General features: G+C 36.1%; 13 protein-coding genes. 8 read left to right on the top strand and 5 right to left on the bottom strand.

Annotation, left to right across the window (positions count from 1 at the left end; translation table 11 throughout):
• Positions 1-208: 208 nt before the first annotated feature.
• Positions 209-1,687, bottom strand: a complete 1,479-nt coding sequence (locus A9Y75_RS11170; protein WP_071189603.1) for a hypothetical protein — start codon at positions 1,685-1,687, stop codon at positions 209-211.
• A 369-nt stretch (positions 1,688-2,056) separates the two neighbouring features.
• On the opposite strand from A9Y75_RS11170, the gene A9Y75_RS11165 reads away from it, so the two are divergent.
• Positions 2,057-2,341, top strand: a complete 285-nt coding sequence (locus A9Y75_RS11165; RefSeq protein WP_071189602.1) for a DUF427 domain-containing protein — start codon at positions 2,057-2,059, stop codon at positions 2,339-2,341.
• Positions 2,342-2,695: 354 nt separating this feature from the next.
• On the opposite strand, the gene A9Y75_RS11160 is transcribed toward A9Y75_RS11165, so the two are convergent.
• Positions 2,696-3,130, bottom strand: a complete 435-nt coding sequence (locus tag A9Y75_RS11160; RefSeq protein ID WP_071189601.1) for a molybdopterin-binding protein — start codon at positions 3,128-3,130, stop codon at positions 2,696-2,698.
• A gap of 109 nt (positions 3,131-3,239) precedes the next feature.
• Here A9Y75_RS11160 and A9Y75_RS11155 point away from each other — a divergent pair, with 109 nt between their 5' ends.
• Positions 3,240-4,094: a DUF72 domain-containing protein gene (locus tag A9Y75_RS11155; RefSeq protein WP_071189600.1), complete on the top strand. Its 855-nt coding sequence runs from the start codon at positions 3,240-3,242 to the stop codon at positions 4,092-4,094.
• Positions 4,095-4,477: 383 nt separating this feature from the next.
• The gene (locus A9Y75_RS11150) at positions 4,478-4,762 is read left to right on the top strand and encodes a DUF427 domain-containing protein (protein WP_071189602.1); all 285 of its coding nucleotides are present in this window, start codon (positions 4,478-4,480) and stop codon (positions 4,760-4,762) included.
• A gap of 515 nt (positions 4,763-5,277) precedes the next feature.
• Here A9Y75_RS11150 and A9Y75_RS11145 read toward each other — a convergent pair.
• The gene (locus A9Y75_RS11145) at positions 5,278-5,712 is read right to left on the bottom strand and encodes a molybdopterin-binding protein (RefSeq protein WP_071189601.1); all 435 of its coding nucleotides are present in this window, start codon (positions 5,710-5,712) and stop codon (positions 5,278-5,280) included.
• 109 nt (positions 5,713-5,821) lie between these two features.
• Here A9Y75_RS11145 and A9Y75_RS11140 point away from each other — a divergent pair, with 109 nt between their 5' ends.
• Together A9Y75_RS11140 and A9Y75_RS11135 are read left to right on the top strand one after the other, a co-directional pair.
• The gene (locus A9Y75_RS11140) at positions 5,822-6,676 is read left to right on the top strand and encodes a DUF72 domain-containing protein (RefSeq protein ID WP_071189600.1); all 855 of its coding nucleotides are present in this window, start codon (positions 5,822-5,824) and stop codon (positions 6,674-6,676) included.
• A 146-nt stretch (positions 6,677-6,822) separates the two neighbouring features.
• Complete coding sequence (locus tag A9Y75_RS11135; protein ID WP_071189688.1) at positions 6,823-7,263, top strand: hypothetical protein; 441 nt, start codon at positions 6,823-6,825, stop codon at positions 7,261-7,263.
• Positions 7,264-7,887: 624 nt separating this feature from the next.
• Here the strand turns inward: A9Y75_RS11135 and A9Y75_RS11130 are convergent.
• Positions 7,888-8,457, bottom strand: coding sequence for a pentapeptide repeat-containing protein (locus tag A9Y75_RS11130; protein WP_071189599.1), 570 nt, complete (start codon positions 8,455-8,457; stop codon positions 7,888-7,890).
• 391 nt (positions 8,458-8,848) lie between these two features.
• Between A9Y75_RS11130 and A9Y75_RS11125 the strand changes: the two genes are divergently transcribed.
• Positions 8,849-9,451 carry a hypothetical protein gene (locus A9Y75_RS11125; protein WP_071189598.1) on the top strand — a complete coding sequence of 201 codons (603 nt, stop codon included), beginning with the start codon at positions 8,849-8,851 and terminating at the stop codon, positions 9,449-9,451.
• Here A9Y75_RS11125 and A9Y75_RS11120 read toward each other — a convergent pair.
• Positions 9,424-11,601, bottom strand: coding sequence for a DNA phosphorothioation-associated putative methyltransferase (locus tag A9Y75_RS11120; RefSeq protein WP_071189687.1), 2,178 nt, complete (start codon positions 11,599-11,601; stop codon positions 9,424-9,426). The two genes, A9Y75_RS11125 and A9Y75_RS11120, sit on opposite strands and share 28 nt — an antisense overlap.
• A 489-nt stretch (positions 11,602-12,090) precedes the next feature.
• On the opposite strand from A9Y75_RS11120, the gene A9Y75_RS11115 reads away from it, so the two are divergent.
• Both A9Y75_RS11115 and A9Y75_RS28415 read left to right on the top strand, forming a co-directional pair.
• Positions 12,091-12,309, top strand: a complete 219-nt coding sequence (locus A9Y75_RS11115; RefSeq protein WP_071189597.1) for a hypothetical protein — start codon at positions 12,091-12,093, stop codon at positions 12,307-12,309.
• Positions 12,306-12,476, top strand: a complete 171-nt coding sequence (locus A9Y75_RS28415; RefSeq protein ID WP_177176154.1) for a hypothetical protein — start codon at positions 12,306-12,308, stop codon at positions 12,474-12,476. The genes A9Y75_RS11115 and A9Y75_RS28415 overlap by 4 nt, the downstream gene beginning before the upstream one ends.
• The last annotated feature ends 3 nt before the right edge of the window (positions 12,477-12,479 follow it).

Below are 12,479 nucleotides of genomic sequence, written 5' to 3'. Positions count from 1 at the left end.
AGACACATTCGCCAGTTTTACTCCTGACTCCTGAATTCTGCTGTATGTTAAGCAATTCAACCTGAAAAAACGTAATACCCATATCCCCGACTTCTTTTCAAAAAAATCGGGGATCTATACACTTTCTATTGTACGTTTAATTAGTTGACTTACTTATTTTCTCACCATTCCCTAAAATAAAATTTACACTAGATTACAGGTAAATGAGTTAAAAGTTGGAATTATTGTTTGAATTGTCAGATATCTTACCGATTGAGCTAATACTCTTTTGACTTATATGTATCCATGAGTCTAAGAGAAAAACTAAGATAAAAAGATGCAGGGAGGCTAAAAATTCGTGTCTTTGGAAAGGGAATAGTATTTGTGGCAGTGGTCCCATAATGGAAAAAACAAAACATCCATAGGCTAAGGCTGCAAAGAAACAAAATATAATTGAACGTAGAGAAAATTCAATCTGATTGATATAAAACCAAGTAATTGCAATGAGTAAAAATGGATATCCTAAATATAGGTAACGTTCGTGTGTGCCACTGAGTAAAACATTGAAACCAAAATGGCAAAGACCATGAAACAAACATAATAGAGACATTAAGTAACCTGCTGCTTTATCTCTTTGTTCAATCCAAATTTTACTTTTGCAAGATTTCCAAATTGCCTTTCCACAGGTAAATAAAATCAAGGATATGAATATTGAATATAAAGCAATTCCAGTTTTATATGGACTAAAGTTATATTGGAGATTTCCCAATTTTAAACTTAAAAAAGGAATATGAGAAGAAGACCGCATATCACGACCCAGAAACATCCAAATGTTAAATCCGTTTCCAGAAATTTTGTTTCCATGTTCGCTTCCTCCCCCTTTCCATACAAACCAGTAACTTGAATTATGAAATTGTTCAGGTACTTCCAAAAGACTATCTAGACTACGAAAGAAGAAAATAAAGAAAATTAAAGCTAAAAATATCCATACAATTCCTTTATATTGGAATAATTTCCAAAATCTCCACGCAGTTATTAGACCAAGGATCAAAAAGAAAGGTAGGGAAAATATAGCCAACTGTTTAGTTAAAATATAAATAGCAAAACTACCAGTTCCTACAAGTAAATAAATTCCACTTTCCCAGGCTTTTTTATTCGCTGTATCTATATCATTAAATCGCCATGATTTGAAAAAACAAATTACAGAAAGTAAGCAAAAGAATAAGGAAATTCCATCAATTTGCCCCCAAACCGCACCTCCTACCCAAGTAGATGGTATTATTAATAGAATCATACCTATAAAAATGGGAAAAGGAAAGCGCATCAGCTTGGCTAACCAGATAAATAAAAGAAAATTTAAAGAATCGAAAAATGCTAAATAATAACGAAAAATTAAATCTACAGTAGTTCTCTCAATAATACCGAAAGTAGAAATTATAGTATGGATTACACCTGCACTTAGAGCTAGTCCAGCTACAGGATAATTAGGAGATACTTTAAGTTGGCATTCTATATAAGTTCTTTGATTCCAGCAATCCACCCAAGAATGAAATACATTTACATCATCTTTAAAATAGGAATCTATATATGTGACAAGCAAAAAAGGTAGAGCTATTCCCAGAAGAATAAGAAGCCACAAAAAAATACTTTTATTCCATTGCTCTTGGTCAATTAATAAACTGCTCAACTTAGCATTAATTTTCTTCATATTTTCATAATTTTAGTTATATTTTGATTTTTGATAGCTTGTTGCTGACGATTGAGAGATGAATGCTTACTTAAATTTTAGTGATTATACAAAACCTCCTTAATTTATTAAACTAATATAGGATTTATATTTTATTTATGAACAAAATTTTAGATAAAACCTTTATGTACTGCGATTTAACATCTCAGTATGCGTTCAAAATTTAAGTCTGATTTCTAGATATTACCATGACTTACGCAAAATACCAAGAGCTAAACCAATAGATAAAAAGATGCTAAGGATCTATGAAAAAACATAAGTTTATTTAACTGACTTTAACTTATTGATTAATAGTGTCACAATAATAATTGTTAACTTTTTTCAATCCTCATTATGAAAGCAATTTGGAACGGCACAGTTTTAGCCGAAAGCGATAACACCGTAGTCGTCGAAGGAAATCATTACTTCCCTGCTGACGCTATTAACAAACAGTATTTCCAAGACAGCAACACCCACACCACTTGTCCGTGGAAAGGAGTCGCTAGTTACTACAGTATTGAAGTTGATGGACAAGTCAACAAAGATGCTGCTTGGTACTATCCCAGCACCAAAGAAAAAGCTAAAAATATAGAAGGTTATATTGCCTTCTGGAAAGGTGTAAAAGTCGAAGCTTAGACTAATATTAGATTATCATAAGCATTCGTTTAGCCAGGGAATAAATTCCCTGTCTAACAGCTAAAGTCGGTTAAAACCGACTAATTTGGATGAGCTTATTTATCCATTTTCAAATTCAAAAATTGTCGTTATGAGTCGGGAAAGCAATTTCCCGTTTTTGTTGGAGTTTAAGAAGGTTCTTTTACATCTGTCTCTATTCTTTGGCAATGACAATATCATAGCTAAAGTCGGTTTTAACCGACTAATTTGGATGAGCTTATTTATCCATTTTCAAATTCAAAAATTGTCGTTATGAGTCGGGAAAGCAATTTCCCGTTTTTGTTGGAGTTTAAGAAGTTTGTTTTACATCTGTCTTTATTCTTTAGCAATGACAATATCATTAGATTTAATCACAGCATAAGCTTCTGTACCTTCATACAATTCTAACTCCTCAGCCGAAACTCTAGTAATCATTGAAGTTAACTCAACTTTATGAACAATTTCTAAAGTCACTTCAGTATTCACAGTTCCTGTAGTAACTCGTTTCACAACTCCCTTAAGAACATTGCGTGAACTAACTTTTAATGGCTTTTTTGAATTAATAATTTCCAACTCATAAGTGTGAGTTTCCACTTTCTCTTGTGGAGTTGGTAACGATGTTGGCGGTGAAGAGGACTTATTAAGACCACGTACTAATTCCCGCAAAATCTCAGTTTTAGTTCGCTGAGAGTGCTGACAGAATTCCTCTAAAATCTTTTTCTCCTCTTCTGAGGTTTGAAATGTCACCCAACCTTGTTCTTTTCTTGGCATAAAATTACTAATTTATTGAGTTAGTATAATCTTGATACAATACTAGCAAGAGTCAATGTTTTTTAACTACTTGTACAATTGAATAGAACATATCAAAGCGACTTATTTTGTGAACTTTTATATCGGATGTGCCGTTTGGGCATATAAAGGTTGGGTGGGCGAACTCTATCCCCCAGGAACTCGCACCACTGACTTTCTACATCTTTACAGTCGCCGTTTTACTACTGTAGAAGGTAATACCACTTTCTACGCCGTACCTAACCCCGAAACAGTCACCCGTTGGGCTACAGAAACACCGCCAGGGTTTGAGTTTTGTTTAAAATTACCGCGAGATATCACCCATCAAAAATTATTGCGTCCCCACATCCCTGAAGCTTTACAATTTTTAGAGAAAATGCGCCCTTTAGGTAAGCATTTGGGACCAATGTTTGCTCAACTACCGCCCAGTTACTCACCTGCATTGTTGGATGATTTAGCGGCTTTTCTGGAAGCTTGGCCTAGTAGAGATGCACCTCTAGCCTTAGAAGTAAGACATCCTGACTGGTTTCGAGAACCCCATAAGAGTAATTTGACGACACTGTTAGAGAAATTAGAGGTGGGGAGAGTGTTATTAGACTCACGCCCCATTTACAGTGGAGATGATGATCCACAATTAGCATCAGAACGGCGCAAACCTCAGCTACCAGTACAATTTAGTGTTACAGCACCTTTTAGTTTGATTCGTTTTATTTCTCATCCGCAGTTGTCAGTTAATCAGCAGTTTATGGAACAATGGGTAATACAGATCCAAAAATGGTTAAAAGCAGGAGTACGGATTTATTTCTTTGTCCATTGTCCCACAGAAGATATGTCTCCTCATAATGCCCGTTATTTCCAACAGCTATTAGAACAAACCGCTGTAGCAGTTCCCTCTCTACCTTGGAACAACCTTAACCAGCCACCTAGTCAACTGACTCTTTGGTAGCAATTATAACTAATAACTGACAGCAGGTTGGCTGGCTTTATGTATAAAATATTAAGTGTTATAGATACCAAGTACAAAATATGTTTTATATTAATATATAGATTTTAGGTAAAATTATGGAAGAATTTAAACCAAAAGACAGTGAGATGAGTCGGCTTCTATATGAAAGCTCAGTCTCATGTACTGCGATTTAACATCTCAGTATGCGTTCAAAATTTAAGTCTGATTTCTAGATATTACCATGACTTACGCAAAATACCAAGAGCTAAACCAATAGATAAAAAGATGCTAAGGATCTATGAAAAAACATAAGTTTATTTAACTGACTTTAACTTATTGATTAATAGTGTCACAATAATAATTGTTAACTTTTTTCAATCCTCATTATGAAAGCAATTTGGAACGGCACAGTTTTAGCCGAAAGCGATAACACCGTAGTCGTCGAAGGAAATCATTACTTCCCTGCTGACGCTATTAACAAACAGTATTTCCAAGACAGCAACACCCACACCACTTGTCCGTGGAAAGGAGTCGCTAGTTACTACAGTATTGAAGTTGATGGACAAGTCAACAAAGATGCTGCTTGGTACTATCCCAGCACCAAAGAAAAAGCTAAAAATATAGAAGGTTATATTGCCTTCTGGAAAGGTGTAAAAGTCGAAGCTTAGACTAATATTAGATTATCATAAGCATTCGTTTAGCCAGGGAATAAATTCCCTGTCTAACAGCTAAAGTCGGTTAAAACCGACTAATTTGGATGAGCTTATTTATCCATTTTCAAATTCAAAAATTGTCGTTATGAGTCGGGAAAGCAATTTCCCGTTTTTGTTGGAGTTTAAGAAGGTTCTTTTACATCTGTCTCTATTCTTTGGCAATGACAATATCATAGCTAAAGTCGGTTTTAACCGACTAATTTGGATGAGCTTATTTATCCATTTTCAAATTCAAAAATTGTCGTTATGAGTCGGGAAAGCAATTTCCCGTTTTTGTTGGAGTTTAAGAAGGTTCTTTTACATCTGTCTCTATTCTTTGGCAATGACAATATCATAGCTAAAGTCGGTTTTAACCGACTAATTTGGATGAGCTTATTTATCCATTTTCAAATTCAAAAATTGTCGTTATGAGTCGGGAAAGCAATTTCCCGTTTTTGTTGGAGTTTAAGAAGTTTGTTTTACATCTGTCTTTATTCTTTAGCAATGACAATATCATTAGATTTAATCACAGCATAAGCTTCTGTACCTTCATACAATTCTAACTCCTCAGCCGAAACTCTAGTAATCATTGAAGTTAACTCAACTTTATGAACAATTTCTAAAGTCACTTCAGTATTCACAGTTCCTGTAGTAACTCGTTTCACAACTCCCTTAAGAACATTGCGTGAACTAACTTTTAATGGCTTTTTTGAATTAATAATTTCCAACTCATAAGTGTGAGTTTCCACTTTCTCTTGTGGAGTTGGTAACGATGTTGGCGGTGAAGAGGACTTATTAAGACCACGTACTAATTCCCGCAAAATCTCAGTTTTAGTTCGCTGAGAGTGCTGACAGAATTCCTCTAAAATCTTTTTCTCCTCTTCTGAGGTTTGAAATGTCACCCAACCTTGTTCTTTTCTTGGCATAAAATTACTAATTTATTGAGTTAGTATAATCTTGATACAATACTAGCAAGAGTCAATGTTTTTTAACTACTTGTACAATTGAATAGAACATATCAAAGCGACTTATTTTGTGAACTTTTATATCGGATGTGCCGTTTGGGCATATAAAGGTTGGGTGGGCGAACTCTATCCCCCAGGAACTCGCACCACTGACTTTCTACATCTTTACAGTCGCCGTTTTACTACTGTAGAAGGTAATACCACTTTCTACGCCGTACCTAACCCCGAAACAGTCACCCGTTGGGCTACAGAAACACCGCCAGGGTTTGAGTTTTGTTTAAAATTACCGCGAGATATCACCCATCAAAAATTATTGCGTCCCCACATCCCTGAAGCTTTACAATTTTTAGAGAAAATGCGCCCTTTAGGTAAGCATTTGGGACCAATGTTTGCTCAACTACCGCCCAGTTACTCACCTGCATTGTTGGATGATTTAGCGGCTTTTCTGGAAGCTTGGCCTAGTAGAGATGCACCTCTAGCCTTAGAAGTAAGACATCCTGACTGGTTTCGAGAACCCCATAAGAGTAATTTGACGACACTGTTAGAGAAATTAGAGGTGGGGAGAGTGTTATTAGACTCACGCCCCATTTACAGTGGAGATGATGATCCACAATTAGCATCAGAACGGCGCAAACCTCAGCTACCAGTACAATTTAGTGTTACAGCACCTTTTAGTTTGATTCGTTTTATTTCTCATCCGCAGTTGTCAGTTAATCAGCAGTTTATGGAACAATGGGTAATACAGATCCAAAAATGGTTAAAAGCAGGAGTACGGATTTATTTCTTTGTCCATTGTCCCACAGAAGATATGTCTCCTCATAATGCCCGTTATTTCCAACAGCTATTAGAACAAACCGCTGTAGCAGTTCCCTCTCTACCTTGGAACAACCTTAACCAGCCACCTAGTCAACTGACTCTTTGGTAGCAATTATAACTAATAACTGACAGCAGGTTGGCTGGCTTTATGTATAAAATATTAAGTGTTATAGATACCAAGTACAAAATATGTTTTATATTAATATATAGATTTTAGGTAAAATTATGGAAGAATTTAAACCAAAAGACAGTGAGATGAGTCGGCTTCTATATGAAAGCTCAGTCTCATACAAAGGATATTTGATCATTCCATTTATTTTTGGTAAAGTCGATAATTACGAAATTTTTTCATACAAATTATTGTCAGAAATTGGCAGAAAAAGCCAGTTTCATAAGGTAGAAAATCCCGCTAAAGTGTATGGAATTAGTATCAGAAATATTGTTGATATTGCCCAAGAACATATTGACATCAATGCAGAGTTTATAAGTCATGAAGATGGTTTTAGAGCGCGCTACGTTTATCGCCACAATTTAATAATTGTGTGTAAAGAGAACAATAAATATTTTTATGACCATTATCCACCCGAATCTTTAAATAATCTAGCAGCACCAAAATTGTTCAAATCAGAATATGAATGTCTCAGATGGGTTCAAGAAGGACTTGACGGGAGGAATATTCGGAAAAAAGCCCAATAAATAACAATAAATAAATTGAATTTAATTTACAGTCTGGATGTGATTGGGGACGCAGTTAATTAACTCTTAAGCCAACCAGAAATCAGGTAAAATAGATTTACCAAAGTTAGGGACTGTTTGATTTAAATTCCGTGCTTGGTTGGATATGTTTTTCGTCTTCCTTCACGGGTAAAATACATGATAAAAATTAGCTTCAATTACGCAGCTAAATTTTATAAACCTAATATAGTTAAATCTTGTGGTGCGGGACGGACAGCCCGCTAGACTTATACAAATTAAATGCACAACAGCTTAACAACATTGGTTCAATTAAGTAGTAAGACTGAACAAAAGAAAAGTTAGTAGTAAGGGCTTTAGCCCTATCAAACCTAGCAAGAGAGCGATTTATCTCTCACTACGACAAATATTTTACCTTACATTTAATTCTGTCTAAGTAGGTTAACAGAAAAATTTAAAGGTATGTGAAGAAAAGTAAAATCGCCCAAAGCTCTCTTCCTGTTCCCTGTTCCCTGTTCCCTGTTCCCTTGCCCCAACGACAATTTTTAACGCCCACCTACTTATCTACTTAATACATCTGAAATTTACGTTAAAATTGCCTAAGTCAGTAAATCGAAAAATTTTTCGTCAACTATGAATGCTACCATCAGGCATAATCGCCCCTGTTAAGAAGGTTTCACTCATATCTGTTTCATCTAAATTAGCTCCTGTCAAATTCACCTCACACAAATTCGCTTCACTTAAGTCAGCACCAGTTAAATCAGCATCTTGCAAATTTGCTTTCCACATTCGCACTCCGCCCATTTTTGCTCCACTCAGGTTTGCACCCTGTAAGTTTGCGGCTGAAATTGAGGACATATGTAAATTAGCATCGCACAAATTAGCACCACTTAACAATGCTCCACTGAGATCTGATTCATTTAAATGAGCCGTTTTTAGGGTGGCCTGAGTTAAATCAGCACCACAGAGAATAACTTCCGATAAATGCGCTCTTTCTAATTTTGCACCTCGGAGATTGGCTTTACTTAAATTAGCTCCACTTAAAGATGCTGCTGTGAGGTTAGCACCTCTTAAATCTGCTCTACCAAAGTCCACACCACCTAAGTTAGCTCCTTGTAGGTTTGCTTCCGGTAATACAATACCCTGAAAGCTTCTTTCTCCTTTAGCATACCTAGTTAAAAGTTCTTGAACATTCATAGTTTTCTCGTTATTAGTAATTAGTTGGAACAGTGAATTTGCTGTTTGTGAAAATTGAGATTCCTATAAACAAGAAATTTTTAAGCTAACATATTAACCAGACTAATTCTTATAATATTAATTATACCCCTAATTAGAACAAATAGAAAACTACAAAGCTAATGCAGTCAGTCTTTAACAATCCCAAATCTCAACTGGTATAAATACATCAAGATTCCCCAAATTTACCAAATACTGAAAATAGAAATCAGAATATATTGTTGAGAAATATCTTATAGCAATTCTCATTCAAGTGAGGTACAAGCAGTAATAATTAAACGCAGATGGACGCAGATAAACGCAGATAATTTTGTACTTCATTACACTAGGAAATGCTATCTAAGGATTGGATATGAATACGAGAGAAGTAAAAATTAGTAAATACATCACATTGGCAGAATTTTGTACCTGTACGCAAACTTATCATAAATATAACCAACACATCAACCCTTATCCGCAAAATATCCAAGAAGTTATTCCGGCTTTACAGGATTTAAATAAATTTATCATCGACCCAATTATAGATTATTTTGGTAGAGAAAAATTTCGTCTTACCTATGGTTTTTGTTCTCCAGACTTAAAAAAATATCTTGAGAAAAAAGACCCAGTAACAGGGCAAAAAAACGGTCGTGTAGCCCCTAATCTCGACCAACATATCAGCCATGAAATCAACAAAAATGGTAAATACTACTGTGAAAGATTAGGGGCAGCTTGTGATTTTATGATTACAGATTTACCGAGTACAGAATTAGTAGAATGGATTTTACAAAACAAACTACCTTTTGATTCTCTCTATTTTTACAGTAACGAACAACCAATTCACATTAGTTATGGACAACAACATAAACGGGATATTTGGACATTTAACAATTCTGGAATACCCACAAAAAAAGGAATTGCAGATTGGGTAAAATTAGCAAAACAAATTTATGGTGTTTCTGAGTCTGAATCTTGACATTGATTTATTTTATTTTTCTCGATTTTGCGATGATTAACAGCATTTTTTAATAATTTTAATTTATATGGATCAGCATCTTTACACCAACTTAACCTATAACCATTCAGAACAGCACAATTTTCTTTTAAACATTGTTTCCAACCAGAAAGACGACGAATAGTCCGCCAATTATCTAAAAGTCCCCAATCTTCTTCTTGACGAGTTAATTTAACAAACTTCTCATATTGGGGATAATCAGGAGTTACTAAAGCATCTATGTGGTGTAATATTGGCGGGTCATCTTCAAGATCATAGTCTTGATAAGTAACGTGTAAATCCCGCAAATCAATGGTCATTTCTTTAGATAAAACTGGGTGTGGATCAATATCAAAATCAGGATAAAATAAATAAGAAATCTTTGGGTTTTTGATATGGAACTTAATCACATTTGCTTCTTCTAAGCGCCCAATTGTTCTACTAGCGCAGCCTTCATAAAGGCGTAGTAAAGGATCAACAGATTGTAGTGCAGAAATATGCACCCAAAGAGAATTAGGTAATTTTTTCCCGATTTTGCTTTCTTGACAACGTTTAATAATTAGTTGTGTATTTCCCAAGCTGCGTAGCATTTGATCAGCATCTATACACGCTTGTTTATAAGTACTATATAAACCAATTATGTCATCTTGTACCGCTGGGGCTAATTGTCCTAATCTGGGACGACGGCTGAAATTACACAGCGCTAGATAAACCATCAAATCTTGACGGCGTTTTTCTGCGATCGCTTCCCATTCTTCAGAGTCTGTCGCCTGTATAATTACACTAAAGGCACGTCGTAAACTTCCAAATTCTGTACAAATTTCCGCTTCTTGAGATAATTCCCCCTTACTAGGAAGTCGTCCCCGTTCCGTCATAAAAGCCATCAAGGGCGCTAACAATTCCTGATGTTCTTCAAACCGCTTCACACAAGCACGTATTCTCGGAGTACTAGCACGAGAACGGAAGCGCGAAGACCGAAATAACTGTGCTTCAGCTTCATCCCGAAACACAAAGTAAACGCCCAAAGCCACAGGAATTGCATCAACTCCTAGCACTTGATCAATGTAAATTTTTAATTCTTCTTGTTCATAATATTTCTGAAATGTGTTGCGGTTGGTAATTACCCCATCACCGAAAGCAATTACACCTCTTCTACTATCAGCAATTAAAACTTGGGCGGATACCAGCAGCACTTTTTGAGTTAGTTCCCAAGCTTGGATTAAAGCTTCTCGACGTTCACTTTGGTCTTCAATAACATTAATTACAAAGCCAATATTGACAATCTCCGCAGGTGTACGGGGAATATTTGCACAGTAGTAAGGGTCCCAACCGTTACTAATGTAACCTTGTTCAGCGATGCGAGTAACATCTCCACCATGTCCACAACCATAATCAAAAAAGTTGGTTTCTGGACTAAATAAGCCTGAGTCTAAAGCTAATCTGACTGGACGGGATAAATCAGGACGAATAATTGCGGCTTTATGTCGCTCGATTTTTGGGGTTAAATTAGCTGTATTGGCGATTTGTCGTTGAATCAGGTTATGTCCCTGTATTTCCACCCCATAAGCTTGTAACCGCTTTTCCCAACCCTCTCGTGTCCCAATCCCTCTGGTATTATGCAATAATCCTAAAGCTTCTTGAGTGCGGGTTAAGGCTGCAAACTGCTCATAAAAGGGATAGTCAGGTGTGACAAAAGTTTCTTTGCGGTGAAGAATGGGAGGATTTGCTGAGTCGCTATAATCGCGGTAGCCAATTTCACCAGTTTCTAAGTCAACTTGAATACTTACTCGTAATGCAGGATGGGGGTCAGTATCAAAATCAGGATAAAATAAATAGGAAATTTTGGCTTTATTAGTGCTAAATTTAACTAATGTAGCTCCTTCTACTTGCGGTACGACACGACGGGCGCGGCTTTCATATTCCTGAAGCCAAGGGTCAAGTATGTGCAGTGCTAACACATGAATGTAAAAAGCATCAGGTAGTAATTTACCAAATTTACTGTTTTGGCAATAATCAGCAATGCCGAAACCTGCTTCAGATAACATAGGTGTCGGTATCGCACTTACTTCCATCTGTTCTACAATTAAGTAGGTTTCTTCAAGTATTTTCAAGCTGTTGTCAGGCTTAACCATTGCAGTCATTAGTAGAGAACTACCGCTAACAAAAATGTTAGTTACCCTGTTTTATTCTTAAAATTCTAAGTCATAATCAGCATTTTAGAAAATTTATTCTTGAACAAATTAGCATTAAGTTATATTTCTACCCCCTCCCCTAGTCAAAAATCAATTATCAGTCTCCCACTTTCATAACTATTTTGGCATTAGGGTTTGAATCCCTAAATTAAATTACTGATAACTGACAGAGCTAGTAATTTAGATCTGCGATTTGTATAATAGGAGAGTATTTAGTTAGGTTAAGAATGTTCAATTATTCTCGATGAGATTGGGTTAACTTTTGTTAATCAATCTATGTATTTTAACAATTCTGAATGTTCATAAAGTTATAAATCTGTTTGTTAAGTTTTTAATAACAGTTGTCTCATGTTGTAGCTTTATCTCGTCAACTTATATCGAAATTGTGTAATCTGAAAAGAACTAAGCTCAAGATTCAATAGAGGTCTGATGACTCCTACGATTATGCGTCAGCTTTGGTCTATAGTTGAAGCCGCCCAAGCGGTGACTCTCTTGCAGCTTGACGATGCTAGTTTGGTACAGTGGTTAGTCAAACAAACCACAAAGCAAGCTTTGTTGGATGCAAACGAAACTGACTACCTTTGTGACTACATTCAAGCCAGGTTAAGTCTCATCCGCGATCTTGCCTATGAACGTGAGCAGTCATGATCATCCAGGAAAGATGGGGAGATGGAGAGACGCGGGGACGCGGGGACACGGAGACACGGAGACACGGAGAGGGGAAGAATAACCTTCTCACTTTTGCCTATTACCTATTCCCTGTCACCAATATGCCTAATGGCAGGCTATCGCCAACACAAATCACCAATCTCTGATGA

The sequence above is a fragment of the Trichormus sp. NMC-1 genome, from assembly GCF_001858025.1.
Lineage (GTDB): Bacteria > Cyanobacteriota > Cyanobacteriia > Cyanobacteriales > Nostocaceae > Anabaena.
The sequence above is the reverse complement of the archived record's forward strand: the minus strand, read 5'-3'. Positions and strand labels throughout refer to the sequence as shown.

Bases quoted from the DNA above. Each gene is read 5' to 3' on its own strand.
- A9Y75_RS11145 (WP_071189601.1), bottom strand. From the start codon at position 5,712: ATGCCAAGAAAAGAACAAGGTTGGGTGACATTTCAAACCTCAGAAGAG.
- A9Y75_RS11120 (WP_071189687.1), bottom strand. From the start codon at position 11,601: ATGGTTAAGCCTGACAACAGCTTGAAAATACTTGAAGAAACCTACTTA.
- A9Y75_RS28415 (WP_177176154.1), top strand. From the start codon at position 12,306: ATGATCATCCAGGAAAGATGGGGAGATGGAGAGACGCGGGGACGCGGG.
- A9Y75_RS11160 (WP_071189601.1), bottom strand. From the start codon at position 3,130: ATGCCAAGAAAAGAACAAGGTTGGGTGACATTTCAAACCTCAGAAGAG.
- A9Y75_RS11135 (WP_071189688.1), top strand. From the start codon at position 6,823: ATGAGTCGGCTTCTATATGAAAGCTCAGTCTCATACAAAGGATATTTG.
- A9Y75_RS11130 (WP_071189599.1), bottom strand. From the start codon at position 8,457: ATGAATGTTCAAGAACTTTTAACTAGGTATGCTAAAGGAGAAAGAAGC.
- A9Y75_RS11115 (WP_071189597.1), top strand. From the start codon at position 12,091: ATGACTCCTACGATTATGCGTCAGCTTTGGTCTATAGTTGAAGCCGCC.
- A9Y75_RS11170 (WP_071189603.1), bottom strand. From the start codon at position 1,687: ATGAAGAAAATTAATGCTAAGTTGAGCAGTTTATTAATTGACCAAGAG.
- A9Y75_RS11125 (WP_071189598.1), top strand. From the start codon at position 8,849: ATGAATACGAGAGAAGTAAAAATTAGTAAATACATCACATTGGCAGAA.